The sequence below is a fragment of the Sediminibacter sp. Hel_I_10 genome, assembly GCF_000688335.1.
In the GTDB taxonomy this organism is placed as follows: Bacteria; Bacteroidota; Bacteroidia; order Flavobacteriales; family Flavobacteriaceae; genus Psychroserpens.
The window spans coordinates 2,055,088-2,081,571 of record NZ_JHZX01000001.1 but is presented as its reverse complement, the minus strand read 5'-3'; the positions used below and the strand labels follow the sequence as shown (position 1 = coordinate 2,081,571).

Here is a 26,484-nt window from a genome sequence, read left to right as displayed (position 1 = left end):
ATCCCCTCTAAAAACGGACTTGTAAGATATGACTTTTATATCATTCAATTTCGGTTTCTATAGCGATTGAAAATGAGCTATGGGGAGCAATCGTTTTTAAAGTTGTCTTTTGAGTCATTTCTATAGACTCGTCCTCTTTATCTGGAAGCCCCAACCAAGGTTCGATACATACATAATCGGCAGCAGGTTTAGACCATAAGGCCAAATGCGGATAGTCTTTAAACCGAACCACCACGCCCTTTTTATCTTCCTTTTTGCGGAGTCTCACCCAATTGTAATCGATGTTTGAAAAAATCAATGCATCGTCGTTAAACAAGGTGTTAGATAAAGGAAGTACGCCATTTTTACTTTCAATATCACTTTTATGATGTGATAGTAAGCCCGAGGCGCCAAGAGTGTCGGCCTTGAGGTCTATGCTTTTAGGAAATTCAATCACATAATCTGATAGCGCGGTATGTTGATCAAGTGGGCAAGCGTAAGCCGTGTGTCCTCCACAAGCAAAAGGCATCGGTTCGCTGTCTTTGTTCTCTATATGATAGGTCATTAGAAGTCGCTGTTCTGTGAGCTCAAACGCTACCGTAAACAAAAATGTATAGGGATATTGTGCCAAGGTCTCCTCAGAACTTACCAGTGTAAAGGTACATTGAGATGCGCTTTGTTGTTCAAAATGCAGCGCATCATTATATCTAATAATACCATGTTTGGGCATGAGATACGCTTTACCTTTATGGAGGACTTTATCGTCTTTTATTTTTCCAATGGCCGGGAATAAAACGGGAGCGCTGCTACCCCACACTTCGTTGTCTATTTGCCAAATGTATTCTGTTCCTGTGCTCTTGTGTTTTAAAGAGCGAATCTCTGCACCATTAGAGCTAATGCTACAAATGAGATGATCGTTTTCTATAGTGTGTAACATGTGTTGGAGGTTGAATTAGTACGACAAACTAACGAAAAAAGGAGTTTCTATTTTGATTTAATATCATCTTTTGTTCCAAATGTACCGTCAGCACCAGAAGACGTAATTTCAAACCCTTGTCCGTTATGGTTTATGATATACTTATAAGGTCGTTTCCAAGCGTCTTTACGCCATTCTTGTCTCACAGGGCTATTTCCTATAAGTTCATTTAAATTACTGGGATAATGACCTGTGTTTTCATGCCAATTTTCAAGTCTTGCACTCATTTCTATCATTTCTGCACGGGTCTTTTCAGGAAATATATAACGGCTTTGGTAAACGTAAAATAGGAATACAACCAAACTTACGAGCACAAAAACAACAATTAATATAATGACGCTCGGTTGTAATAAAATCAACTGCAACGGTCTTTTTCTACCATCTTCCTTCTCCTTTTGCTGGATGCGCTTGCGATGTTTCACATCTTCATAAATCAAACCAAATTCTGCTAAAAGCGATGCTAAAAATTCTGTCATTTGCGATTTAAGTATCTTAATTTAGCATGAAGAACAACTCCCAACTTTATGTTTTACAAATAATGCTTTGTCGGTTTTGTCAGACAAATAGAGGATTAACTCAATTCCAGCATAATGCGTTGAAGTCCCAACCAACATATCAAGTCGATTATCTCCATTTAAATCTCCAACCCAATACAGATAAATCCCACCCTCAAAACCTCCAGATGGAAAGGAAGAAACGTTCATTTTTATAATACTTTCATTAGTCTTTCCAGAAGCAACTCTTAATTCATAATCTTTTATTTTCTTAAAGTAAGGGAACTCACTATTTTCAGTTTCTATTAATTTTCCTTTTACGTAAATCGAATAACTTCTGCTATTTTCTTCATTCTCTGAATGTATAACAGAAAAAATGATAGTTTCTCCAGGATACAGTTTCCGGTCAACCCATCTTCCATTGGTAGAGTCCTTTATTGAATTCAATCCTTTAATTAGAAACTTTGGTTGAACGATACTATCAGAATTGTATTTTTCAATATAAAAATTTGTCGTTAAAAATCTTTTTCTTTCATAAACAGCAAAGTAATCAGAAAAGTCAATTTTAGTTTCATCCATTTCACTTCCTTCATAGCAATTCATCAGCATGACCTTTATTTGGTTCGCTTCTTCTGAATTTTGAGAATAGATCGTGTAACTAATTAAAAATAAAACAATAAAAAATATTTTGTTCATGCTTTAGTTCTGTTTTTATTAAGTAAACTAGAATTAGTAGTCAATTATATTTAGCATTGACTCTTGGCTTTACTCGTTCAATAGTCTGTTTTTCAAAAAGTCATTTTCAAACTTCACGATTAAATTTTCTGGTAATATTGTTTTAATAAATTTTTTGACTTCTTCTATGGTCTTATTTTTGTAATTAAATGATATGAGCTCAAGATAATTAATTTCTCCAATTAGCTTTTCAAATGCAATTGAGTCTTGTTCATATAACCATCTTTCAAACTCGATTAAATTATCTCCATCCCAAATAAAATTAATTAAAAACTCTTTTAGTTCTTGCATTTTGCAATTGGATTCAATCTTAAAGCTCATGTTTTAAACTTTGAATTAAGCTTAGAATTCGCCATACCTGCCGTTCGTTAGGTATAAACCTAAAAAATATCAACTAGAATTTTCGTAAGTAGTGGAGAACTAGCAATAAATTGAATAAGGTGTTAGCCACTGGCTTTATTTTCCGTGATTAATTTTCTCAATTGGTCATATGCTCCTTTTCCTGGTCGATTTGCAAAGCCATTTATTAATTCTCCATTTGGATTATAAATTAAAAAATGAGGTATTGTTTTAATTCCTAAATCTTCAACAACTTTAGAAACATTTCCGTTTTCTATAAAATAGTTTTGACTTTTTGTAAGACTATCGGTTTTTATTGCCTTTTCCCAATTTTCTTTTCTATCATTTAGAGCCAAGTATATAAACTCAATATTTTCATTTTTTAATTCCTTTTTGAGCTTGTTAGATTCTGGCATTGTCTCTCGACAAGGTTTGCACCAACTCGCCCAAAAATCAACATAAAGCCATTTTCCTTTGTTGTTTTTCAAAACATTAGAAAAAGTAATTGTATCATTTTTCAAGTTGGTTAAAATCAGTTTGTCAGACTTGCTGAAATCTAATTTATAGTCTTTCTGCAATTTGTCGAGTTGCTCTCTGTCTGTCGTGTTCTCCTGTAGTTTTTTAAAATATTTTTCTTTGTCTCTGATTCTGAAATTTTCACCAATTCCGTCATAGGCATTGAAAAGTAGATAATTTTTAGCAACTTGATTAAATCGTTTATCTTTCAAAATAGAGTCAAAACGAATTCTTGAATCTATGTAAAATCCCCCTGAACTTCCATTGTTTTCCTCTATAAATTCCAAACCGTATTCTGAAATATTGTTTAAATAATCTCTAAAAAATGAAAATTTCATTAAAGAGTCTGTTTTATCTAAATCAAAACTGAAAAGTTGTTCAATGGTTTCTTTATCTCTTAAAGATTTGTTTTGTTCTAACCACTTTTTAATAGTCTTGAGTTTTTTATGCTTTTCCATTAACATAATCAAAGCATCTTTTCGGTAGTTGTAATTTGTCTCTGTAATGCTGTTTGATCTTAATAAAGAATCTAATAATTGTGTTTCTCGAACAAAATCACTCTTTGCTTTATTATAGTAAATAATTGAATTTTGTTCGTGATTTTTAAAGTCGTCGTTTAGAAAAAGATTTCCAAAAACTAAATAATGACTTGTGTACTTGTTGTTGAATAATTTTTTAAGTCTGTAATTATTATAATTTAGTTCTATATCATTTACAGTTCTATTTGTTATCTCTGCTTTGGGAATATCATGGTTATATTTAAAAACAACAGTGTCGCCGTTTTTTACTAAAAATGTTTCTTTTATAGAGGTGAAAAAGTTGTTTGTAGATAATTCTAAATATTCTGAATAACATTCAATTACAATAGTGTCATGAACATTTGGCTTGGGCAACCAAGTTTGTTCATTTTTCATATAATCCAAATATGTAAAACCATTATTATTCCAAAATGCTTTAGGCCCTAAACTATCCTTAATTTTTTTTCCTACGCTGTCCTGTTTTATGAAATGAGTATATTTTGCTGGTGCATTTATTGAAATCAGAACAATTTTATCTGGCTTTTCAACTTTGGATTCTATAGTGTTGTGTTCTTCCTTACAGGAAAATAATAATGTTATGAATAGAAAAAAGTAGATTGTTAGTTCGAATTTCATTTATTTAGCTTGTTGCCAACGGTCTCGGCTATTAGTAGTTGCGTGGTTTAGCACTTAACTTTGCAAGTACGCGCTAAACTGAAAATCCGATAGGATTTTCAGAAGTAGGCGAGAACAAGCAATTACTTATAGCCATTGTTGTAGTACGTTATTTTATTTTCTTATCAATTCTCCAATTATTGAAGAATCTGTATTTTCTGTTTTCTTAAGACTATACTCGAATATTCGTTCGTTTCTTATCTTTTTGAATTCATTAATTGAATAAGTAAACGCTTGATTTTTAAACTTACAAGGCAATTTGTCCAGCCGTTTTTTTATTTCTTTTCGCTTAAAGTTTTTCGGAATTTTCCATTCAGTTCCATTTTCAATTTCTATTTCAACATAGTCAAGTCCGATTTTTTCCAAGATTTCTAAAGTTGTTATATAATCGATTACTTTTTCAATTATCAGGTCATATCGTCCGCCTCTGATTCCAATTTCGAATCCATATATCCATTCCTCAAGACTCAATGCGCTTCCAGGTTGAAGAAAGTCGGACGATTCTTTGTCCACTAATATTCCATTATAGGCTCCAACTAATAAATTATTTGGATCTGGAATAATTTTTTTAAATGGAATATACCAAAGAGATTCTCGTTCCAAAATATTGGAAAAATCAACTACGTATTTTTCGTAAATTTCATCCTTTTTAAGAAAGAATTCTGTGATTTGTATGGCTTCTGTTTTATTCGTCATCTTAAAGGCACACAACGTAATTGTGTATGATTAGTGGCGTGTTTAAGCACCTAATTTAGCAAATAAAAACTGAATAGAAAATCCGCGAGGATTTTCGTAAGTAGGCGAGAACTAGCCATTAATTATACACGGCTTAAGTTTACAATTCACTAAATTTAAGTATAAAACAGAAAAGACAAAAGAGAGGAATAAGGTTAATATACACGCAGAGACCTAGATCTCGTCAACATTGAAAACCCCCTCTCTTTTCTACACAGATTTCGTACAGTTCTATGAGGCTTTTAGACCTCGCTTTCAAGTCGTTGAAACTCGCGTAGATTGTCCTTTCAAAAAACATTTTCTTATGAATAAAGATATTAAATATTTTGGTATTGACATTAGTGCGTTAGTATTCGATGTTACAGATTCTGATGGTAATTATTATCAGTTTAGAAACAATGGATTGGGCTTTGAGAAGTTTACAAAACTCTTAAATAACACTAGTCATTGTGTAATGGAAGCTACGGGTTATTATCATTATCAGTTAGCGTACCATTTATTAGAATCAGGTATAAAAGTATCTGTAGAGAATCCATTATCTGTTAAACGTTTTATTCAGATGGGCTTATCAAAAATTAAGACCGACAAGAGCGATTCAAAACTTATTTGTTCTTATGCAGAGCAGGTGGACTTAAAGCTTTGGAAAGGCAACTCTAAGAATGAAATAGAATGTCTTCAAATCAATAGAGCTCTTTCTGTTTATACAAAACAGAGCACTATGCTTAAAAACAAATTACATGGTGAGTCTGTATTGGGCAATCCTAGTAAGGTCGTGTTGACGTCTTTAAAACGTAGTTTAAGACAGCTCCAGAGAGAGATAAAACTATTAGAGGACAAGTTATTAGTTTTGGTAAAAGAGGTTCATCAAGATTTGTTAACGCGATTAAAAACCATACCTGGTATAGGTCCTAAAACAGCCATTACGCTAGTGGTTTTAACAGGTGGATTTGATCGTTTTACAAGTGCAGGTGAGTTATGCAGTTACGCAGGTTTAACGCCAGTGATACGGCAAAGTGGAAGCAGTGTAAAAGGGAGGCCACGAATAAGTAAAATAGGAAACCAGAAACTTAGAAATTTATTATTTATGTGCAGTTTTAACGCTTGTCAATACAATAAAGCTTGTCGTGATTTATATGAGCGAATCGTCGCTAAGGGAAAGAGCAAAAAACTTGCGCTAATAGCGGTATGCAATAAGCTGTTGAAACAAGCATTTGCTATAGCTAAATCAGGTTTGATATTTGATCAAGAATATAAGAGTAAGCTAGTGAGAAATTAATGGAATTTTACTTGTTTTTTACCACAGTACTTTGTTAGCTAACGTTGTTCTGTCTCAATATTATGGAAATGAATTTCATTAGTTAATTCATTTTTTGTTACTTCCATAGTAGAATATTGATTTTTAAAAAGTCCACGTATTCTTATTTTAGCATAATGACCTTTTTCTTTTATATTATATTCAAATATTATTTGAGGAATTTCAAAAACATAATCTACATTAACTTTGAATCTAATTTCAATATATTCTATTTTGTTTAAAACAGGTCTGTTCACCGTTATCATAAATTGCCAATTTTCACTATCTCTATGAAGCGTTTCAACTTTCTCAAATTCTGTATTTATTTCGATTTGATTTCGTAAATCTTCTAATGTTCTATATTTGGTAGCTCTTACCTCACCTAATTGAAGCTTTTCCAAAACTAAATCGTGTACAGAAAGAGATTTTCTGTCAGGTATTTCAATAGGTAGAAATTCAAATTCTTTTTCAAATGGAATTGCTGGAAATACTTCAATATTAATATTACAGTTTTCAATGTAGGCGCTTTGGATTTGAATGAAATAATCCTTGTCAAAAATTCTACTATTCTCATTATCTAATTCTAATAGTTTAATCTTCTCATTTTGGGATGCTCTATTAACAGAATCTTTTGTGTATTTTTTTGCTACGAAATAACCTTTTTGAGCGTTAAATAATTTTATTTTTTCTTCAAAGATTATTATGTCATTTTTGTCTACTTTTTTTGATGAATAATTTTTACATTCAAATATATAAATGAGAGTTGTTCCTATTTTTAAATCAATTGTTATATGAACATCAATTTCATTTCGTACTCCATCGAAAAAAATAATTTTATTGTTCTCAACTTTGATTTCACCAATTTCACTTTTTTGTATATGGTTTAAAATATGTGTTTCTATTAATTCGGTCGCTCTTTCGAGTGATTTTCCATCTAACTTCATATTTTCATTGAAATGTTTGCTAACTAGTTATATACCAACAAATATATATTTTTAAGTCATTAGCTTTCAGATCAAAACCATGAAGTTTTCGAATGTTTTGAACAGTTACTTTTGAATTTTATATAATCTCACCCCTTTACAACAAGTCTCTATATATAAGAACTGTTATTTACTAGAATTCAAGAACGGCAGATTATAACCTTAACCCCGAAACAGAAAGAAGTCATCTTTCATATCTTCAATTTGAGCATCTTCATTGGTCATGATATAATCAATGGCCTGAGTCGTAAATTCATCTCCCTTTGGGGTCAATGACACAATATTTTGGTCAATGACAATCATGTTGTTTTTAAGCGCCAAATTTAAGACGGTCTTGGCGCGTACCTTTTGCCAATTGATGTGCTCTCGTAGGTGGTTGACATGACGTTCGTTCTCGTCTTCATGATTTTTAAGATGCAGTAAAAAGGTCAATAAGGAGACTTCGGTACGTTGTTGTTTTTCGCGATACAGTACCGCAATCACGCCTTTACTAGGCGCAAACAGATAGACCATTAAAAAGAGTAAGCCCAGCATGGTGCTAATAGAACCCGCAATTGAGGCATCTAACACATGGGCTACCCAATAGCCAGAGATGGCACTAAACACTCCAAAAACAACAGAGAGCAGGAGCATTTTACGTAAGTCGGTAGTCAATAGGTAAGCCGCGGCGGCAGGTGCAATCATTAAAGCAACCACCAAAATGGCACCTACGGCATCAAAAGCCCCAACGGTGGTAACAGAGGCTACCGTCATTAATCCGTAATGAATGATTACTGGAGAAAAACCCAATGAGGCCGCCAAGCCTTTATCAAAGGTGCTCAACTTCAATTCCTTAAAAAAGGCGAACAATAAAGCCAGGGTAATCAACAGAATGCTGCCAATGATCCATAAGGATTTTGGTCCCACATCTGTACCAGAAATCAACAAACGGTCAAAAGGGGCAAAGGCCAATTCGCCCAACAACACGGCATCAATGTCTAAATGCACATCATTGGCATTTTTAGCAATAAGAATAACCCCAATGCTAAAGAGCACAGGAAAGACCAATCCAATGGCCGTATCTTCTTTAACCAAGCCTGTTTTTTGAATATACTCCACCAACACCACGGTAATCACACCAGTGAATGCCGCTAGTAAAATAAGCCATGGCGAATTTAAATCTTGGGTGATAAAAAATCCAATCACAATACCTGGTAAAATGGAATGACTAATGGCATCACTGATCATGGCCATTTTACGCAGCACTAAAAAGGTTCCAGGAATGGCACAAGCGATGGCCACCAAACTCGCAATCAACTGTATTTCAATTTGTGCGCTATTCATCGGCCTTAGATTGTTGGTTGTATAAGTTGGCTGCTTTTTGGAAGCCTTTTTCCGTAAGACTCCAGGTCGATCCCTGTAGATTGATATAAGCCTTCTCCTCTAATTGTTTGAGAGATCTTCGGGCAAATCCCTGAAAGTTATTTAAGATCCTAATTTCGTGCGGATGGCCTACATCATCGTGAGTTTCGGCAATGTGGTACATAAAGGCCAGGGTTTTATGCAGTTCTAAATCACGTCTGTTCTTTAAAAACCGTATTTGCTTAAAGAGCAATCCGCGACTGGGTGAAAAAATAAATGACACCAACACAAATACCGCTGCCACCAGCACAATCACCGGTCCTGTAGACAGGTTGTTTTGACTAGCGCTAATAGCTGTGCCAAAAACCCCTGAGAATGCCCCAAAAATGGCAGCCAAAAGCACCATGGTTGACAAGCTGTTGGTCCATTGCCTTGCTGCTGCTGCTGGTGCCAAAAGCATGGCACTCATCAATACCACGCCAACAGTCTGTAAACCCAAAACAATGGCTAGAACAATAAAAGTGGTAATCAACACATCAATCGCTTTGGTATTAAAGCCCAAGGTTTTGGCATAATCTTTATCAAAGAGTAAAATCTTGAATTCCTTCCAAAATAAAAGCAATACTACCAAGCACAACCCAGTGACAGTGGCCATTAACCAAACGTCACTTTCTACCAAAGTGGCAGCTTGTCCAAACAAATACTTGTCCAGTCCTGCTTGATTGGCATTAGGCTGTTTTTGTATGAATGTGAGCAGGAGCATTCCGAAGCCAAAAAACAAAGACAGAATCAACCCCAAGGCCGTATCTGACTTTAAATGGGTCTTGGTGATAATGCCACGAATCCAAAACGTCCCAATCAACCCACTCACCAACGCGCCGAGCAACAAGGTATTGCTATCTTTTGCCCCCGTGATTAAAAAGGCAATGGCAATGCCTGGTAATGCGGCATGTGAAATGGCATCTCCCAATAAACTCTGTTTTCGCAATACGGCGAAACTCCCCAACATGCCCGTGACTGCGCCAAGAATGGCGGTACCAAGGGTAATGGTGCGTAGAGTGTAATCACTAAAAACGAGTTGTATGTAGTCTTTTATATCCATGCACTTCCTTGAAGGAGGGAACATCCCTCACGACTTCGTTTCATTTTATTTTGTTTTACAATTTAGTCTCGTCATTTTACTTTCTATTAAATACTGCCTACTCAATAACCTCCAGTCATCACGACATTACTCTCAGTATGGTAATTACCATGTTTCCAGAACCTTAAAAGAAAATCTAAATCGTTTAGATAACTTTTGTAAGGCTCAGTCTCAAAGTACTCGAGTCTATCCTTGTAATTATCTACCAAATAATTGGCAAACTCCGTTGAGCAATTATCGCTCATTAAAATGTGCTGCACATCTTCTTTTATTTCTTTTTCGAAAAAGGGATTATTCTTACCTGGAAATGCGCCAATAACATCTACGTAAAACTCTATACCTTGATTTTCATTAAAGAAGACAATCATAGCTTCTTTGTCTTTGTCAAACTTCTCAAAAACACTTTTGTTGCCAAAATAACCATCTGCTCTTGTTCTTTTATTTGCTTCGGAAATTTCAACATCAGATAATTGTAAGGAGTCGTTATAAAATGACATATAATTATTTACGAAATTTTCTACTTCTGTGCTGGTAATAAACGCAATCAATTCATTGTCATTAAATTTTATAAACGCCTGTTTTTGAAGCTCTAAGACATTCTTAACCTCTTTTTTATCAGATAAAAAATTGACCTCAGCTCTTGATGTTGTAGAATTCCTTTCATCTAATATTAAATCAGCATCAAATCCTTTCTTGATATAATTTCCTGAAAACCACCACTCATTTTTATAATTCACCAAACCAATATAAATAATATCATCCTTCGACAACTCATTGGCATGATCAAAGGATTTTTTGGTCATTTCAAATGGTAATCCTGATGCAATATGTTCTAAATAGACCGATGCTTCGTCTTGTTTCTTAAACAGGAACAAACCTTGAATTTTTTTCGATAAAGTAGAAACACCCTTCGATTCCTCAGTCGAATTTCCTAAAATGGCGCATGACCATTCTTTAGCCGTTAAAGCCAATAGTTTACTATGTTGATTAAAAGCATAATCTTCAGTAATCGATCTCATAAATCCCATAACCATCTCTGGATCTCCCCCTTTGTTGTCTTCTATCAGTTTAAACACAGAGTTATCCAAGCGTTTTTTAATATCAGGCTGAAACAAATAAGCTTCAAAAAAAGCGTGTTGTATAAAGGTACGGGTCTCATAAAACGTATTGTCATCATTGCTAACTTCAAAATGATAGCATTTTTTAAGTTGTCCATTTTCTGGGGCAAATTCATATTCTTCATCAAACTCCAGCATAACTGACGCCGCAATGTCAAATAAAATGGTATTAAATGGACTGATAAACATATGATCCTGTAGCGCATTGATATAATACCACATGAGAAAAACCACATCTAATAAATTGATTTCTTCATCAATATAATCATCATCTATCTCAAAAAATGGAAGCTTTTTATCATATAGTTTGGCGTATTCAGATTTAAATGCTCCCCAAATATTTACTTCGGAAACGACATCTTCAAAGTAGCATGTCAAAAAGCAACATAAGTCATTGATCTTATCATCGTCTAATAATCTTGATAACATCATTACTTCCGTTTCGGCCAATGACGATTTAATTTTGTTGGCGATCTTGAGATAGTAAAGGTCTGTACTGCCACTATAATTCTGTGGTTTTAATGCCAACCATTGTTTTATATAAATTTTATTTTTCACTGAGCTTTATACTTTTTCAATCGTAATTGTCTATATCTCGGTAAATAGTTAAGACTGTCCAACAATGATTAATCACTGGTTTTATTCCTGAATACTCACCTTATAATTTATTCCGTAGGTCTTAGTTAAATTATCATCATTAAAAATATCCCGCACTGGACCGGTTGCTATTTTTTTTACGTTCAAAAAGGTCACCCAATCAAAATATTCGGGAACGGTTTGAAGGTCATGATGTACCACGATTACCGTTTTTCCAGCTTTTCTTAAGGCTTTTAAAATATTGATAATGGCAATTTCGGTAGAAGCATCCACGCCTTGAAAAGGTTCATCCATAAAATAGATGGAAGCATCTTGTACGAGCGCTCTTGCCAAGAAAATACGTTGCTGTTGCCCGCCAGAGAGCTGACTAATTTGTCGCCCTTTAAAAGACAACATGCCTACTTTTTCCAGAGCCTCTAAAGCGGCCTTTTTTTCCTTTTGGCGCGGACGCTTGATCCAGCCTAAAGCGCCGTAAGTTCCCATCATCACCACATCTAATGCGGTGGTGGGGAAATCCCAATCTACACTACCCTTTTGTGGGACATAGGCTACGAGAGAACGCTGCTTTTCGTAGGGCTTTCCGTAAATAGACACGCTCCCAGCAATGGGTTTTAAAATTCCTAAAATAGATTTGATTAATGTTGATTTTCCGGCGCCATTAGGTCCAACGATGGCCATAAGCACGCCTTCTGGTATCTCCAAATCGATATCCCAAAGCACTGGCTTATAATTATAAGCTACCGTGAGGTCATCTACTTGTACTGCTATCTTGCTCATTTGATCAGGTCTTTCATCTTAATGGTTATCATGAGTTATTTAAGGGCATTCACAATGGTGTTGACATTATAGCGAAACATCCCAATATAAGTCCCCTCAACCGTACCCGCATTTCCAAGTGCATCAGAATATAAGGTGCCTCCAATTTCAACATCATGTCCTTTAGAATTTACGGCAGCCTGCAAGGCTTCGATGGTGCGTTTTGGCACAGAGCTTTCTACAAAGATGGCCTTGATTTGCTTTTCTATAATAAATGCCGAAATGTTCTGCACATCCTGCACACCCGCTTCAGTTGCCGTAGATAACCCTTGTAATCCAACAACTTCAAAGTCGTAAGCTTTTCCGAAGTAATTAAAAGCATCATGCGCCGTCACTAAAATGCGTTTCTCCTTCGGAAGTGTTGCAATAATGGCTTTAACATCGGTTTCAAGTCCATCTAGCTTTTCGAGATAACTCGCGGCGTTGCTTCGGTAAGCGTCGGCATGCTCTGGATCTTTGTCTACCAGTACGGCGGTGACCTTTTGTGCAAATTGTTTGAAATAGGCAATATTGAACCACACGTGCGGATCGTAATTAGATGCAAAATAATCTGATCCAATCAGTGTGCTTTTATCTAACGACTCGCCCAATGAAATAGGCGTTTTAGCACTAGTGCCCATTTTATCAAAAACCTCAACGAGCTTGCCTTCCAGATGAAGCCCATTATAAAATATAATGTCTGCATTGACCAATTTGGTGACGTCGCCCTCGCTGGCCTTATACAAATGCGGATCTACACCGCTACCCATCAAGCCCTGTACATTAATGTGCTCACCACCAATGTTCTCCACCAAATCGGTTATCATGGTCGTAGTGGTCACAATATTGAGCTTACCATTGGAAGCTTTATTATCCTTACAACTAACAACCACTGCCAAACACAGTATTAAGAAAATGTGCTTCATGATTTTAAAATTTTTATACTGTTTTTTCATAATCTACTAAAATTTCTCTTTTGATCTCATATAAAACAAGCTTACCATACAGGCAACCGGAAGCTTACCCCTGCGCTCAATAGCATATCCTGACCTTCTGTAATGCTAGATCCCACAGTTGCATCCACTTGTACATCTTTTGAAATTAAATATGTCATACCAACATCCCACAAATGATTTGCTTTATTATTTTCTGGCAGATTTCCATAAACTTCCGCATACATTCCAAGGTCTCCCAATAAAGCATAACCATAAGACAAACTATAGGTGTAAGCAGCTTCTGGCGAATCATTTTGCCATTGCGCACCTAGATTATAGGAAAGATTGGATTTTTTGTTGAGGGTATGGGCAAAAGAAAATATAAAATCAACACCTGTAGTCTCTGGTTTATAATCTCGACTTGCAGTAAAAGGCAAATGCAAGTGAACCAAGGCTCCTATTTCTGGAAGTAATCCTTTTTCTTTTACAATATTAATCTTGGCCCCTACTAATAATGGATTGAATCCACTGCTCACATCATCTAGTTTATTTCCGTTAATGCGAGATTGACCTTCCACAAAATCCCATCCCAAGCGAAGCTCTAGATTTTCTGAGATTCCTAAACGCAATAGCGTAGTGTTAAAAGTAAAGGCCTCCTGTTTTACAACATCTTGTTTATAACTTTCGTAAAGTGCGCCTGTCTCAACTTGTAAAATTCCCGCAGCAACTGTAGATGGAGATTCTGTGACATCTGGTCTGTCTGTAATAAGTGGGGATGTTAAATTATCGTCTGCATTGACATCTTGGGCAAATGCAAAATAACCAGGCAATATCAATAACAAAGAACCAAGCACTTTTTTAGAAAGCGGTTTCTTGAAAACAGTAAATAATGATACTGGATAGAAATAATCTTTGCAGGCTCTAGCTCTATTATTTTTCATCTACATAAATAATTTTTGTAAAATCCCCATTTAACACAATCGTATGAGAACCTGTATTGATTTGGGTCATTTTACTACCGCTAAATTGCTTGGTAATCGAAATGCTATTGCGGTACTTGATGCCATTTTGAGAACAGAAGTCAAAAAACTCTTTATCATCACTCATCAATCTTGAAATGATATAGGTTTTTCCTTCGGTTGCTTCGGAAAGCGAGATCGAGGTATCTATCGTCGTGATATCGCCTTTAGCATTGGGAATGGGATCACCGTGCGGATCAAATTTGGGATGGCCCAAATAGGTGCTTATTTTTTCGGCCAATAAATCAGATGTCTGATGCTCCAACAACTCGGCTTCATGGTGTATCTCATGAAGAGACATATCAAACATCTTAAACAAAAAGGCTTCCCAAAGGCGATGCTTACGCACCACATTTAGAGCCATTTTTGTACCTTTTTCAGTAAGTTGCAGCGCTCGATACTTTTGATAGTGGAGCAAATCTTTTGTTGCCAATTTCTTGGCCATATCGGTAGCAGCTGCATTAGAAATGCCTAGTTTCTTGGCGATATTACCAGGCTTAGTATCATCAACATCATGCTTGTCATTTTTATAAATGGCCTTTACAAAATTTTCAATAGCTACAGACATTTCTTTAGGCTTGAATTAATTTTTAAGTATGCTTAAATATTTTTCAAATGTAACTAAAATAATTGAGGATTTTCATATCTCACAGGAAGTTAACTCTTGGTGTGAGATATTTTGTAAGTTTACCTGAGAATGCCGTCTTAATGTACAGAATTAATCCAACCCATTAGACCTTAGGTATGAACACACAGCCACTCAAACATCTTTTTTTAAGCCTTAGCGTATTTGTTTTAGTTTTAGTTTTAGTTTTAGGTTGCAAAGACAACAATAAAACCAATACTCCAGAGCCAACAAAAGATGCACCAACAGCATCGGTAACATTATCACCGGTGGAACAGATGGAAAAGACGCATCACAAAACGGAATTTTTATCCAAAGATGCCATTCTATTTGATCTTAAGATCCAGTTTGGAGGAAAGGAACGTTTAGACGGGACAATGACCTTATTAACCAATTCTACCAAAGGAAAATTAGAACTTACCGATGGAACGGCTATCTATTTTGATGGTGATACCGTGTATCATTCTCCAGATTTAAAAAATCCCAACGGCGCTAGATTTGATGCCTATACGTGGATGTATTTTTTATTATTTCCTACCAAAATGAGCGATCCGGGGACGGTTTGGTCTCAACCAGAAACCACCCAAATGAATGGAAACACCTACCTACAGCAAAAACTAAGCTTTAAACCAGAGACTGGCGATGCGCCAGATGATTGGTACGAGGTCTATTCTAATCCTGAAACCCATGAGATTGCCTATTTGGGCTATATTGTTACCGCCAATAAAACGATTGAAGAAGCAGAAGCGAGTCCGCACGCCATAGGCTATACCAACTATGTTGCAATAGATAACGTACCCATCCCAATGGCATGGACTTTCTATGAATGGACAAAAAACTCTGGATTAGGCGATACGATTGGTCATGCCAAACTCGCCAACGTTAAATTTGTAGAGACTACTGAACATACTTTTTCAGCACCTGATGGTTTTATAGAGAAATAGATTGAAGTGATTTAGTGACAGCCGCAATCATCACCACTACCACAGCCTTTAGCATCTGCTTTTTTAGGTTTCCAGATGAACTTGCGTACTAAAAAAGTAAGTGCAAATGCCAATGCTATAAAAACAAATATGTTCTGCAGTAAAGTGTTCATTTTGAATTTTTTTTTATGAAAATTATTTCAATACCTGAAATGCCACTAAAGCAACAATATAAGCAAAACCACTCATAATCACAAGCTGTAAGGCTGGCCATTTCCAAGTATTGGTTTCTCGTTTTACAATGGCCAAGGTACTCATGCATTGCATGGCAAAGGCATAAAACAGAAGCAGAGAGATTCCGGATGCAAAAGTAAATAACGGGCCGCCCAATATAGGGTTTACTTCACCGGCCATTCGTTTTTTAATGGTCTCTTCCTCATCGCTTCCCACGCTATAAATGGTGGCCAAAGTCCCTACGAACACTTCACGCGCCGCGAAAGAACTTACAATGGCAATGCCTATTTTCCAATCATAGCCCAAAGGTCTTATCGCAGGCTCAATGGCTCGTCCTGTAATTCCAATAAAAGAATGCTCTAATTTATACGATGCGATTTGCTGCTGTAAATCTTCAGTAGACAAATTCTGCCCGCTCGTTTGGGCTTTTACAATGTTCTCAGCATTACTAAAATCATCTCCAGGGCCGTAAGACGCCAAAAACCATAAAACAATAGATATGGCCAAGATAATTTTACCTGCTCCAAACACAAAGGATTTTGTTTTCTCTAAAACCGTGATCGCTACATTTTTAAATAAGGGCAATTTGTAGTTTGGCATTTCAACCACAAAAAAGGTCTTGCTCTTTATTTTCAGAATTTTATTAAGAATCCAGGCCGATACAATTGCCGCGCCAAACCCTATAAGATAAAGCAACATTAAGGTTAAGGCTTGATAGCCTAAGCCAAAAATACGTCCGTCGGGGATAACAAGGGAAATAATGATTAAATACACTGGTAATCGTGCAGAACAAGTGGTAAATGGCGTTACCAAGATGGTAATTAAACGCTCTTTCCAACTTTCAATATTTCTTGTGGCCATAATGGCTGGGATGGCGCAGGCGGTTCCAGAGATCAATGGCACCACACTTTTACCACTTAATCCAAATCTTCGCATGATCCGGTCCATTAAAAACACCACTCTACTCATGTAGCCAGACTCTTCTAAAATGGCAATGAATAAAAACAGGAAAGCAATCTGTGGAATGAAGATCACGATTCCTCCCAATCCCGGGATAATACCTTCGGAAATTAAATTGGTAAAGGCCCCTGGAGGCATCACATTTTTAACCCACTCGCTTAAAAATGCGAAAGAGCTGTCTATAAAATCCATAGGCACTTCGGCCCAATCATAAATGGCTTGAAAAATGGTCAATAATATAAAGAAGAAGATCAAATAGCCCCAAACCTTGTGAGTTAAAATTCTATCGAGCTTCAATCGTAAATCTTTCGCGGTTTTCAAGTCTATCGTTTGCCCTTCTTTTAAGGCATTATTGATAAACTGGTAACGCTTGATGGTTTCTTTTTGCTGTAATCGTTTGAGGTCTGGTTTGCTCTTGGTTTTAAACCCTACAATGTCCTCAATTTCCTTACGGTCTGTTTTTCCGAAGTTGACATCTTGAGTGATCACCAACCACAACTTATACAGTAATTGGTTGGGGAAGGCTTTTCTTAAATTATCGAAGTAATCTTTATCAATTTCCGAAGCATTCAAACAAGGGGTTAACGGCAATTCTTTGTAATTGGTAATCAACTCCTTTAAATCATCAACGCCCAATTTTTTACGGGTACTTACCAACGCAATTCTGGTCTGTAACTCTTTTTCGAGATACGGAATATCTAAATGAATGCCTTTGTAAGCCATTCTATCAGACATATTGACCACCAAAATTGTTGGGATCTGTAAATCCTTAATTTGCGTAAATAGGAGGAGGTTTCGCTTTAGATTTTCCACATCGCTCACCACTACGGCAACATCTGGAAAATCCTTATCGTTTTTATTGAGCAACAACTCTATAACTACATTCTCATCTAAGGAGGAAGCATTTAAACTATAGGTTCCTGGTAAATCGATGATATGGGCTTTAACGCCTCTTGGTAGTTTACAAATGCCTTCCTTTTTCTCTACGGTGATCCCAGGATAATTACCCACTTTTTGATTGAGACCTGTAAGTGCGTTAAACACAGAAGTCTTACCGGTATTGGGGTTTCCTATGAGCGCAACATTGATTTGTTTAGGCATCGGGAAGGTCAATTAAAATGTGCAAAGCTGTTTCTTTTCTTATCGCCAAATGGGTCCCATTGATATTTAAATACATGGGGTCTGCAAACGGTGCCACTTGAACCAACTCTACCAAATTACCAGGTAAGCACCCCATCTCAAGCAGTTTGAGCGGTACATGTTTAGACGAAACGTCAGCAATGACGCCTTGTTGCCCTCTTTTTAATTGTGCTAAGGTAATTTGCAAAGCTTATTTAGATTGATTTTAAAGAAGCAAAAGTAAAGGAAATATTCTATGTAAAGAAATGGTTAAGCCAAAACTATTGGTAAGACCGTTTCAGTTTTTCAATATCCATCAACAAAGAATCTACCGAGGTTTCACTTGTACCATCATACATGCCTCTAATTTGACGGTCTTTATCAATAAGTGCGAAATTTTCGGTATGTATCATGCCATAATCTTGTGTATTGTCATCCTTTACTACTAAGTAAGATTTTCTGGCAAGATCATAAATTTGTTTACGGTCTCCCGTAACTAAGTTCCATTTCGAGTCGTCCACCTTCTTTTCTAAAGCATATGCTTTTAACTGCGCTACAGAATCTATTTCTGGCGTTACGCTATGGGATAATAACATCACATCATCATCTGATGCAATAGCCTCTTGCACGCGATACATTTGACCGGTCATGATGGGGCAGATACTCTGGCAAGTGGTAAAGAAAAAATCAGCGACGTATATTTTATCTTTATAGTCGGCTTGGGTAATGGTGTCGCCATTTTGATTGATGAGCTTAAAATCGGCGACGGTATGATATTTTCTCTTGTTTTGAAGTGTACTATCTACCAAAGCCGCATCAATACGGTTTGGTTGCCAAATGGGCAGCGGTTGTTCTACATTTAAGATATTATAAATAATGGCAATGATTGCAATAGAGAGCACACCAAAGGCTATAAAAAAATACTTGAACTGTTTAATGTAAGACCACATCCACTGAGTATTATACTGTTAATGTAAGTTTGGGCTGCAAAAGTACGACAGAACAGGCATAATTTTAGTACTTTTAACACGCTATAAAGAAAAATACATCTTATGAAATCCGTTTTACTTTCTATATGTTCACTACTGTGTTTATCGGTCTTTTCTCAAGATTTTGATGACACGCTAAACAGTATAAGAGAGGCAGAAGCAAAATCTGCACTCAACCACATGTTACAGCGCGCCAATCTTAATACAGGAGATTATGATTTAAAATACCACCGCCTAGAACTTGATGTCAATCCTGAAGCCGCTTTTATTGCTGGGAACATTACCTCTTATTTTGAGGCGAAAAGTGATATGGATGATATTACCTTCGACTTATCTTCTAACATGGTGGTTACAGAGGTGACACAAAATGGTATTGCTTTAGCGTTTACACAAAATACAGATGACGAGTTAATCATTACTTTGCCTGCAACCCAAGCTGCAGGTGTTTTAGATTCTTTAACCGTCACCTACTCCGGAAACCCCATAAGCTCAGGTTTTGGATCTTTTGAGCAGACCACTCATGATGGCGACCCTATTATTTGGACGCTCTCTGAACCTTACGGCGCCAAAGGTTGGTGGCCTTGTAAACAAGATTTAAATGACAAGATCGATTCTATTGATGTGTTTATGACCACCCCAGTTTTTAATCCTTCTAATGAAGAATACATCTCGGTATCCAATGGCTTAGAGCAATCTCAAATTATTGATGGTGCCAACAAGACCACCCATTTTAAACACCGCTACCCTATCCCTGCTTATCTTATTGCTATTGCCGCTACCAATTATGAAGTCTATTCGCACACGGTAGATAATGATGGGAGTCCGTTTGACATTGTCAATTATGTGTTTCCGGAAGATGCGGCTAATGCTCAAGAAGACACGCCAGTAACGGTAGATATCATGAACCTTTTTACTAACCTCTTTGAAGAATATCCTTTTGCCGATGAAAAATATGGTCATGCCCAATTTGGTTGGGGTGGCGGCATGGAGCACACCACAGTATCTTTTATGGGAAACTTTAGTAGAAACTTAATTGCACATGAACTTGGTCACCAGTGGTTTGGAGACAAGGTAACCTGCGGCAGCTGGAAAGACATCTGGCTTAACGAAGGCTTTGCTACATACCTTTCGGGCTTGGTATACGAGAACCTTGATGGCAACGATACGTTTACCATTTGGAAAACACAACGCAATAACAGCATTACGTCACAGCCAGGCGGTGCCGTGTACCTATCTGATACAGATACCACGAGCGTGAGTCGTATTTTCAATAGCCGTTTGAGTTATAATAAAGGCGCCATGGTGTTGCATATGCTTCGGAAAAAACTCGGAGACACCGATTTCTTTTCAGCACTACAAGCGTATTTAACTACTGAAGCGCATGCTTATGATTATGCAAAAACAGAAGATTTTATTGCTATTGTTGAGACAGAAACCAATACCGACCTTAGCGAATTTTTTAGTGACTGGCTATACAACGAAGGCTATCCCAGTTACATCGTGAGCTGGAACCAAAGTGATAACAACGATATTAACGTCACACTTTCACAAACACAGAGTGACCCTTCAGTGTCCTTTTTTGAATCACCAGTAACCTTAAGATTACTAGGAACCTTAGGAGAATCTCAAGACATTAACCTTGACAACATCTCAAACAATCAAAGCTTCTCGCAAAATGTAGCCTTTACAGTTCAAGATGTCATTTTTGATCCTGAATCTGATATCATTTCGGCTAATAATCAAGTGGCATTAAGTGATGATTCTTTTGTAACCAATAGTGATTTAGTGGTGTATCCCAGCCCGGCAGACCAGATCCTACAAATCAAAAAACCGCAAGGCCTTGACATTTCAGAAACTATTATTTACAACACTTTAGGACAAGAACTTTTTAGAGCAGCCTATAACAATAGTATTGACGTTTCTAATTTACAAACTGGGTTATTATTTGTGCAATTTCAAACAAACCATGGTGTGATCTCTAAATCGGTGTTAAAAAAATAGCCGAAAAATTCGATAAGTTTTCTAACTGCCGTCAAAACACTACTTTTGCACCTTATAATTTTTTATCATTAGCGATACATGGAGTTTGTAATAAAGATCTCTCAATTTTTACTAAGCCTTTCTTTGCTCATCGTGCTTCACGAACTAGGGCATTTTATACCAGCAAAATTATTTAAAACTCGAGTTGAAAAATTCTATCTGTTTTTTGACGTTAAATTTTCATTGTTTAAAAAGAAAATTGGCGATACAGAATACGGTATTGGCTGGCTACCGCTAGGGGGTTACGTTAAAATCTCGGGCATGATTGACGAGAGCATGGATAAGGAGCAAATGGCTCAACCACCAAAGCCTTGGGAGTTTCGTTCTAAACCAGCTTGGCAGCGCTTAATTATTATGCTGGGCGGTGTAACCGTTAACTTTATCTTGGCTTATTTTATCTATGTGTTTTTAGCCTTTGGCTATGGCGATACCACAACTAAAGTGAGCAGTTTAAAAGATGGCTACTGGATAGAAAACCAATTGCTAAAAGACATTGGCTTTCAAACTGGAGACAAAATTTTAAAGGTAAATGATCTTAAGGTAATCAATGATTCTGATATTCGCTCAAACATTATTGGCGCTGAAACCATCACAATACAACGAAATGGTGTTGAAAAAGTAATTACCCTACCTGAAGACTTTTTAGGTCAATTCTCTTCTGCCGAAAGCAGACAACTGTTTGAGAGACGTATTCCGTTTATGATTGGTGCGGTTGCAGATTCTTCATTAAATAAGACCGCTGATGTAAAACCCGAAGATATCATTATTGCTATTGAAGGTCAAAAACTGCGCTATTTTGATCAGGCAGATGCCATCATGGACAATTATAAAAATGAGACCTTGTCTGTAGATCTCTTAAGAGATAATGATACCATTACTAGAGAACTAAAAGTTGACGAAAAAGGTAATTTTGGATTTTATCCTGGTTTAGATTACAAACGTTTTGCCGAAATGGGCTACTATGACATTGCCACGCAAACCTATACCTTTGGCGAGAGCTGGGCAGAAGGAGGACGTGATTTTGTAGAAACCGTTACCAAATACGGTGTGCAATTAAAAGCAATTTTCACACCAAGTACAGGAGCTTACAAAGGCGTAGGGGGCTTTAAGGCCATCTTTGATATTTTCCCTCCTGTTTGGAGTTGGCAAGCCTTTTGGGTACTAACTGCATTTTTATCAATTATGTTAGGCGTGTTAAACCTATTGCCTATTCCGGCGCTCGATGGTGGACATGTGATGTTTTTATTATATGAAATGATTTCGGGAAGAGCGCCTAGCGAGAAATTTTTGGAGCGTGCACAATTAGCTGGTTTCATCATTTTAATCATCATGGTGCTGTCCGCAAACATCAATGACTGGATCTAAATTTAAAAGTATTTTAAAAATCTCATTAAAATATTAATGTGGTTTTGCAGAAACTAAAAAATAATATATATTTGCGCTCGCTAACGCGATAAACCTTCCTCCTTAGCTCAGTTGGTTAGAGCATCTGACTGTTAATCAGAGGGTCCTTGGTTCGAGCCCAAGAGGAGGAGCAAACAAAGCCATTACGAAAGTAGTGGCTTTTTTGTTTCATAACCTCATATGGAACATGTTTGCAATTATATACACGCTGAAAACACAATCTCGTTTTTATAGTGGATATGCCTCGAAACTAAAAACAAGCCTTAATTTCAAAGCACTCATTTCAGGTTTTAGTTTTCTTAATATAAGGTAATCAAACGCTTATGATTTGATAAGCACCTACATATCCTAAAGCGTTTGATCATACCCTCTTATTTGCTAATTGAGCATTAAAAGATTATCAAATTCTAGTAAAACGACGCCAACCGTTGAGGTTTTTTCAATATAAAACCACTAAAAACACTAATTGTTAAACTCAAAGCATTTCGAAAACTCAAAAAAATATAGAATTTCATTAAATATTTAACTATTTTTACTTTCTGCATTTTAAGCTATATTCTTTACGCTTGAATGTGAGACATCAACCAAATCAACCAAATAACTACAATCTCCACATTGTAGTTTTATAGTCTTATTAAAGATTGTGATCTAATAATTGAATGTATGTGGGCAAAAATTCTACGAATTTTTCTTCTTTTTTACATGCCTATCCTCATTATCACGCTAATTTTCGGCAATATTGAGAGAAGCAAGCGCATTCAGCATCTTCAAGATCTTGAAAATAGAGCTGCTACATATAGAAAAAACATACTGTCTGATTTATTTCAAAGGCTAGTCTATAATGTAGAATATTGGTCAGATATCAATTACCCTGAAAACTTCAATCCTAAAGCAACCGATAGCTCCTTCATGAAGCCCTATTATGATATCATGGATGGAATAAGTAATTACTATCAATTTCGATTTATAGATTTAAAAGGCAATGAGATTTTAAGATATGAACGGGATCCTGCAACTAATAAGCTGAAAGAGGGTCCCCTACAAAATAAAAGTCAAAGAAATTATTTTAAAGAAGGACTTCTTTTAAACAAAGAAGAAGTGTTTTTATCAAAAATAAGTCTCAACCGAGAATACGGCCAAATACAACACCCCTACGTACCAGTAATTAGAGGTATCGCTCCAATTTATAGCGCTTCTGGGAATCAATTGGGAATAGTCATTATCAACTTTAATTTGACCGCTATACTCGATAAACTTGAAGATAGAGTAACCGAGAGCGATTTTTATTTAATAGATCATAATCACAATATTATAACTTCAAATACAAACCAATTAAAGTTAGCTTATGAACTTATTGAAGAATTAGATATTAACAATAATGTTCGATTAATAAATAAGGGATTTACACAGTTTAAGGACACAACCTTTACAGATTCTAGAGGCCTTTGGTCATTCAACCGAATTGATCTAACCGAAGGCTACGGCAAATCAAGGTCAAATTTTATTTCTCAAAAAGAGGTCAAAACCGCCTCCTCATGGGCAATCGTGCACCAAATACCCAAAACTCTTTTAAAACAAAAGTTACTGCCGTTATACCGGGACTTTTTAATTTTCAATAGTTTTGCCATTATTACGATTCTGCTCTGTTCTTATTTCTTAATAAAGAAACGAACACAAAAACAAGAGTTTTACAAAACGCTCGAAATAAAAAACACTAAATTATTATTGAGTGAAGAGGCTCTTCAAAAAAATAATTCAAAAATTTTAGAGATCAACCGTATTCTTGAAAGGCGTAACCAACAACTGGAAGAGTTCAATTATTTAGTCTCACACAATTTAAGAGCGCCAATTACTAGTATGTCAATGATTGTAGGGCTTATTGAAGAAACAAAAGATCCAGAACAACTTCTAATTTTAATGCCTAAACTTTCACAGATTACAAATACTATTTCAGAAATTTCAGAAGATATCCGTGAGTATGTCACAATCTTAAATAAAAGTCAAATAGATATCGAAACCTTTGATATTAAAACAGTTGTTGAACATGTAAAAAATGAATTTTCTGAAATATTATTGAATCCGAACGACTTTCAAATAAAATACGATTTTCAGGCTTGGCAACAGCTGAGTTTTTCAAAATTCTATTTTAAAAGCATCATTCAAAATCTAATCTCTAATGCTATAAAATACAGACGGGATAATGTAAATTCTTCCTTATTGTTCAAAACAGCATGGGAGAATGGTGATAAAGTTTTGTATATTGAAGATAACGGGAGAGGGATCGATACCAACCGCCATGGTAAGGACATGTTTAAACTATACAAACGCTTTCATCGTGATGTTTCAGGAAAAGGAATGGGTTTATTTTTAGTTAAATCCCAATTGGAAAGCTTAGATTCAGAAATTGTTGTAGAAAGTAAAGTCAATCAAGGATCAACCTTTAAAATCACCTTTAAAAATGAAAGGCAAATATGACATTCTGCTCGTAGATGACGATGACGTTTATCTATTTGTAGCCAAACACATTTTTAAAAAATTGTCAGAGAACCTGAACGTAGAATCCTTCACCGATGGGGAGCAAGCTCTTAATTATTTTAAAGACTGCGTGAAATACAACCATAACACCCCAGATGTACTACTATTGGACATCAATATGCCCTATCTTGATGGTTGGGGATTTTTGGAGGAATATGAAAAATTGAGACCAAATCTAAATGAAAAAATCAACGTCTATCTGGTCACTTCTTCCGATCAGGAATGTGATCGGGAGCGTGCAAAAAAGTACGATCATTTAAAAAACTATATTTTGAAGCCAGTCTCAAAAGATAAGCTCAAGCATGTACTGCTCGAAGTTTATGATGATCTTTAAATTATGAGGCCAGACCTTAATTATAGATGCTTAAAACAATCGCAACTGTCCATCCTTAAATCCCTCATGAAGTGAGGTGTTTAAAATTGGCATTTTTCTATTCTTAAAATATTTCAGTTTTGCCAGCTTTACCAAGTCATTGATTTGTTTGGCAATTTCTCCCTCACCTCGCATTCTGGTCCCAAAACGTGAATCATTTAAAGTGCCCCCATGGCAACTTTCAATTTGGTGCAATACTTTTTCTGCGCGATCTGGCATAGTTTTATGAATCCAATCGGTAAAAATTTCACCTATGGCCCCGTTTAAGCGCACAATGGTATGCGAAATTTTTAAAGCGCCGTGATCTGAAGCCGCTTTTGCAAGTCCTAAAATTTCATGACTGTTTATGGAGGGAATGATTGGAGCTAACATCACGTTTACTGGGATGCCGTGCAAACTTAAGGTACTTACAGCGTCCAGCCTTTTTTTGATGCTTGCGGTGCGTGGCTCTAAGACACGACGTGTGTCTTCAGATAAAGTCGTGACAGACATATTTACACTTATTAAATTGTCTTTGGCCAAAGCGCTTAAAAGATCCAAATCCCTCAAAATCGCTGCATTCTTTGTGATAATAGAGACTGGATGTTTATACTTCAAGAACACGTTAAGACAGGCGCGTGTGATCTTGAATTGTTGCTCTGTAGGTTGGTAACAATCGGTATTGCCGGACATTACAATCGTTTCTGCCTGCCAATTTTTTCGTTTGATAAAAGCTTCCAAAAGTTCTGGCGCATTCTGTTTTACCATAATCTTGCGCTCAAAATCCAACCCTGCACTATAGCCCCAAAACTCATGCGTATTTCTAGCAAAACAATAGACGCAACCGTGCTCACAACCTTGATACATGTTCATGGAGTAGGCCATCCCTGCATCTGGACTGGTCACCTTATTGACAATGGTTTTTGGAAATACAGAAAGATACTGCGTCTTATTCTGGTCTGGGCTTTCTCCTTCCTTAGCACAAAATTCTAAAAAATCATCGCGTTGCTCATGGCTCAGTTCAAAAAACCGATTGGCAACATTTTTTTGCGCACCTCTTCCTTTGACCTTTGCAGCTGGTCTATTATTAACTGTTGACCTCATTTGACAGAC

The 26,484-nt window shown here is 36.3% G+C and carries 25 protein-coding genes and 1 tRNA gene; 7 read left to right on the top strand and 19 right to left on the bottom strand.

The genetic code is table 11. From position 1 onward, the window contains the following. Positions 1-40: 40 nt before the first annotated feature. From P176_RS19200 to P176_RS0109305, 6 genes are all read right to left on the bottom strand, one after another. Entirely contained in the window at positions 41-916 is an 876-nt protein-coding gene (locus P176_RS19200; protein WP_051605443.1) for an aldose 1-epimerase family protein, read from the bottom strand. A 47-nt stretch (positions 917-963) separates the two neighbouring features. After that, on the bottom strand, positions 964-1,431 hold the full coding sequence (locus tag P176_RS0109325; protein ID WP_026754458.1) for a type II secretion system protein GspG: 468 nt from the start codon (positions 1,429-1,431) through the stop codon (positions 964-966). 21 nt (positions 1,432-1,452) lie between these two features. Continuing rightward, complete coding sequence (locus P176_RS0109320; RefSeq protein ID WP_026754457.1) at positions 1,453-2,145, bottom strand: hypothetical protein; 693 nt, start codon at positions 2,143-2,145, stop codon at positions 1,453-1,455. A 69-nt stretch (positions 2,146-2,214) separates the two neighbouring features. Beyond that, a complete protein-coding gene (locus P176_RS0109315) occupies positions 2,215-2,475 on the bottom strand; it encodes a hypothetical protein (protein WP_026754456.1) in 261 nt (86 codons plus the stop codon). Positions 2,476-2,627: 152 nt separating this feature from the next. After that, on the bottom strand, positions 2,628-4,193 hold the full coding sequence (locus tag P176_RS0109310) for a TlpA disulfide reductase family protein (protein WP_026754455.1): 1,566 nt from the start codon (positions 4,191-4,193) through the stop codon (positions 2,628-2,630). A gap of 153 nt (positions 4,194-4,346) precedes the next feature. Continuing rightward, positions 4,347-4,928, bottom strand: a complete 582-nt coding sequence (locus P176_RS0109305; RefSeq protein WP_026754454.1) for a hypothetical protein — start codon at positions 4,926-4,928, stop codon at positions 4,347-4,349. A gap of 343 nt (positions 4,929-5,271) precedes the next feature. Here P176_RS0109305 and P176_RS0109300 point away from each other — a divergent pair, with 343 nt between their 5' ends. Next, the gene (locus P176_RS0109300) at positions 5,272-6,243 is read left to right on the top strand and encodes an IS110 family transposase (protein ID WP_026754453.1); all 972 of its coding nucleotides are present in this window, start codon (positions 5,272-5,274) and stop codon (positions 6,241-6,243) included. Positions 6,244-6,281: 38 nt separating this feature from the next. Here P176_RS0109300 and P176_RS0109295 read toward each other — a convergent pair whose 3' ends face one another. The 8 genes from P176_RS0109295 to P176_RS0109260 form a co-directional block, all read right to left on the bottom strand. Beyond that, a complete protein-coding gene (locus tag P176_RS0109295; protein ID WP_026754452.1) occupies positions 6,282-7,205 on the bottom strand; it encodes a restriction endonuclease in 924 nt (307 codons plus the stop codon). Between the two features lie 201 nt (positions 7,206-7,406). Further along, positions 7,407-8,567, bottom strand: a complete 1,161-nt coding sequence (locus P176_RS0109290) for a metal ABC transporter permease (RefSeq protein WP_026754451.1) — start codon at positions 8,565-8,567, stop codon at positions 7,407-7,409. Beyond that, positions 8,560-9,687: a metal ABC transporter permease gene (locus P176_RS0109285; protein WP_026754450.1), complete on the bottom strand. Its 1,128-nt coding sequence runs from the start codon at positions 9,685-9,687 to the stop codon at positions 8,560-8,562. Before P176_RS0109285 ends, P176_RS0109290 begins: the two co-directional genes overlap by 8 nt. A 101-nt stretch (positions 9,688-9,788) precedes the next feature. Continuing rightward, positions 9,789-11,402, bottom strand: coding sequence for a DUF3843 family protein (locus P176_RS0109280; protein ID WP_026754449.1), 1,614 nt, complete (start codon positions 11,400-11,402; stop codon positions 9,789-9,791). Positions 11,403-11,483: 81 nt separating this feature from the next. Next, on the bottom strand, positions 11,484-12,218 hold the full coding sequence (locus tag P176_RS0109275) for a metal ABC transporter ATP-binding protein (protein WP_026754448.1): 735 nt from the start codon (positions 12,216-12,218) through the stop codon (positions 11,484-11,486). Between the two features lie 35 nt (positions 12,219-12,253). Then, on the bottom strand, positions 12,254-13,162 hold the full coding sequence (locus P176_RS0109270) for a metal ABC transporter solute-binding protein, Zn/Mn family (RefSeq protein ID WP_026754447.1): 909 nt from the start codon (positions 13,160-13,162) through the stop codon (positions 12,254-12,256). Between the two features lie 71 nt (positions 13,163-13,233). After that, on the bottom strand, positions 13,234-14,112 hold the full coding sequence (locus tag P176_RS0109265; protein WP_081820697.1) for a transporter: 879 nt from the start codon (positions 14,110-14,112) through the stop codon (positions 13,234-13,236). Then, positions 14,102-14,758, bottom strand: coding sequence for a metal-dependent transcriptional regulator (locus P176_RS0109260; protein WP_026754445.1), 657 nt, complete (start codon positions 14,756-14,758; stop codon positions 14,102-14,104). Before P176_RS0109260 ends, P176_RS0109265 begins: the two co-directional genes overlap by 11 nt. Before the next feature lie 176 nt (positions 14,759-14,934). Here P176_RS0109260 and P176_RS19195 point away from each other — a divergent pair, with 176 nt between their 5' ends. Further along, positions 14,935-15,759: a DUF6503 family protein gene (locus P176_RS19195; RefSeq protein ID WP_051605442.1), complete on the top strand. Its 825-nt coding sequence runs from the start codon at positions 14,935-14,937 to the stop codon at positions 15,757-15,759. Positions 15,760-15,770: 11 nt separating this feature from the next. On the opposite strand, the gene P176_RS20385 is transcribed toward P176_RS19195, so the two are convergent. The 4 genes from P176_RS20385 to P176_RS0109240 form a co-directional block, all read right to left on the bottom strand. Then, positions 15,771-15,911, bottom strand: coding sequence for a FeoB-associated Cys-rich membrane protein (locus tag P176_RS20385; RefSeq protein ID WP_156033006.1), 141 nt, complete (start codon positions 15,909-15,911; stop codon positions 15,771-15,773). A gap of 22 nt (positions 15,912-15,933) precedes the next feature. Beyond that, on the bottom strand, positions 15,934-18,033 hold the full coding sequence (gene feoB / locus P176_RS0109250) for a ferrous iron transport protein B (protein WP_026754444.1): 2,100 nt from the start codon (positions 18,031-18,033) through the stop codon (positions 15,934-15,936). Next, positions 18,026-18,259: a FeoA family protein gene (locus tag P176_RS0109245; protein WP_026754443.1), complete on the bottom strand. Its 234-nt coding sequence runs from the start codon at positions 18,257-18,259 to the stop codon at positions 18,026-18,028. Before P176_RS0109245 ends, feoB begins: the two co-directional genes overlap by 8 nt. 73 nt (positions 18,260-18,332) lie before the next feature. Continuing rightward, positions 18,333-19,001: an SCO family protein gene (locus P176_RS0109240; protein WP_026754442.1), complete on the bottom strand. Its 669-nt coding sequence runs from the start codon at positions 18,999-19,001 to the stop codon at positions 18,333-18,335. Between the two features lie 102 nt (positions 19,002-19,103). Here P176_RS0109240 and P176_RS0109235 point away from each other — a divergent pair, with 102 nt between their 5' ends. From P176_RS0109235 to P176_RS0109215, 5 genes are all read left to right on the top strand, one after another. Continuing rightward, positions 19,104-21,041, top strand: a complete 1,938-nt coding sequence (locus tag P176_RS0109235; protein WP_026754441.1) for a M1 family aminopeptidase — start codon at positions 19,104-19,106, stop codon at positions 21,039-21,041. A gap of 78 nt (positions 21,042-21,119) precedes the next feature. Beyond that, entirely contained in the window at positions 21,120-22,445 is a 1,326-nt protein-coding gene (rseP, locus tag P176_RS0109230) for an RIP metalloprotease RseP (protein WP_026754440.1), read from the top strand. A 96-nt stretch (positions 22,446-22,541) separates the two neighbouring features. Continuing rightward, a tRNA-Asn gene (locus P176_RS0109225) sits at positions 22,542-22,615 on the top strand. Positions 22,616-23,186: 571 nt separating this feature from the next. Further along, positions 23,187-24,959, top strand: coding sequence for a sensor histidine kinase (locus P176_RS0109220; protein ID WP_026754439.1), 1,773 nt, complete (start codon positions 23,187-23,189; stop codon positions 24,957-24,959). Beyond that, positions 24,943-25,353, top strand: coding sequence for a response regulator (locus tag P176_RS0109215; protein WP_026754438.1), 411 nt, complete (start codon positions 24,943-24,945; stop codon positions 25,351-25,353). The genes P176_RS0109220 and P176_RS0109215 overlap by 17 nt, the downstream gene beginning before the upstream one ends. 30 nt (positions 25,354-25,383) lie before the next feature. Here P176_RS0109215 and P176_RS0109210 read toward each other — a convergent pair whose 3' ends face one another. Next, entirely contained in the window at positions 25,384-26,475 is a 1,092-nt protein-coding gene (locus P176_RS0109210; RefSeq protein WP_026754437.1) for a PA0069 family radical SAM protein, read from the bottom strand. Positions 26,476-26,484: the final 9 nt, after the last annotated feature.

Excerpts from the sequence above, each read along its gene's own strand:
- P176_RS0109325 (WP_026754458.1), bottom strand. The coding sequence starts at position 1,431 with ATGACAGAATTTTTAGCATCGCTTTTAGCAGAATTTGGTTTGATTTAT.
- P176_RS0109215 (WP_026754438.1), top strand. The coding sequence starts at position 24,943 with ATGAAAGGCAAATATGACATTCTGCTCGTAGATGACGATGACGTTTAT.
- P176_RS0109305 (WP_026754454.1), bottom strand. The coding sequence starts at position 4,928 with ATGACGAATAAAACAGAAGCCATACAAATCACAGAATTCTTTCTTAAA.
- P176_RS19195 (WP_051605442.1), top strand. The coding sequence starts at position 14,935 with ATGAACACACAGCCACTCAAACATCTTTTTTTAAGCCTTAGCGTATTT.
- P176_RS0109300 (WP_026754453.1), top strand. The coding sequence starts at position 5,272 with ATGAATAAAGATATTAAATATTTTGGTATTGACATTAGTGCGTTAGTA.
- P176_RS0109270 (WP_026754447.1), bottom strand. The coding sequence starts at position 13,162 with ATGAAGCACATTTTCTTAATACTGTGTTTGGCAGTGGTTGTTAGTTGT.
- P176_RS20385 (WP_156033006.1), bottom strand. The coding sequence starts at position 15,911 with ATGAACACTTTACTGCAGAACATATTTGTTTTTATAGCATTGGCATTT.
- P176_RS0109260 (WP_026754445.1), bottom strand. The coding sequence starts at position 14,758 with ATGTCTGTAGCTATTGAAAATTTTGTAAAGGCCATTTATAAAAATGAC.
- rseP (WP_026754440.1), top strand. The coding sequence starts at position 21,120 with ATGGAGTTTGTAATAAAGATCTCTCAATTTTTACTAAGCCTTTCTTTG.
- P176_RS0109235 (WP_026754441.1), top strand. The coding sequence starts at position 19,104 with ATGAAATCCGTTTTACTTTCTATATGTTCACTACTGTGTTTATCGGTC.
- P176_RS0109265 (WP_081820697.1), bottom strand. The coding sequence starts at position 14,112 with ATGAAAAATAATAGAGCTAGAGCCTGCAAAGATTATTTCTATCCAGTA.
- P176_RS0109320 (WP_026754457.1), bottom strand. The coding sequence starts at position 2,145 with ATGAACAAAATATTTTTTATTGTTTTATTTTTAATTAGTTACACGATC.
- P176_RS0109285 (WP_026754450.1), bottom strand. The coding sequence starts at position 9,687 with ATGGATATAAAAGACTACATACAACTCGTTTTTAGTGATTACACTCTA.
- P176_RS0109275 (WP_026754448.1), bottom strand. The coding sequence starts at position 12,218 with ATGAGCAAGATAGCAGTACAAGTAGATGACCTCACGGTAGCTTATAAT.
- P176_RS0109240 (WP_026754442.1), bottom strand. The coding sequence starts at position 19,001 with ATGTGGTCTTACATTAAACAGTTCAAGTATTTTTTTATAGCCTTTGGT.
- P176_RS0109295 (WP_026754452.1), bottom strand. The coding sequence starts at position 7,205 with ATGAAGTTAGATGGAAAATCACTCGAAAGAGCGACCGAATTAATAGAA.
- P176_RS19200 (WP_051605443.1), bottom strand. The coding sequence starts at position 916 with ATGTTACACACTATAGAAAACGATCATCTCATTTGTAGCATTAGCTCT.
- P176_RS0109290 (WP_026754451.1), bottom strand. The coding sequence starts at position 8,567 with ATGAATAGCGCACAAATTGAAATACAGTTGATTGCGAGTTTGGTGGCC.
- P176_RS0109220 (WP_026754439.1), top strand. The coding sequence starts at position 23,187 with ATGCCTATCCTCATTATCACGCTAATTTTCGGCAATATTGAGAGAAGC.
- P176_RS0109310 (WP_026754455.1), bottom strand. The coding sequence starts at position 4,193 with ATGAAATTCGAACTAACAATCTACTTTTTTCTATTCATAACATTATTA.
- P176_RS0109315 (WP_026754456.1), bottom strand. The coding sequence starts at position 2,475 with ATGCAAGAACTAAAAGAGTTTTTAATTAATTTTATTTGGGATGGAGAT.
- P176_RS0109210 (WP_026754437.1), bottom strand. The coding sequence starts at position 26,475 with ATGAGGTCAACAGTTAATAATAGACCAGCTGCAAAGGTCAAAGGAAGA.
- feoB (WP_026754444.1), bottom strand. The coding sequence starts at position 18,033 with ATGCCTAAACAAATCAATGTTGCGCTCATAGGAAACCCCAATACCGGT.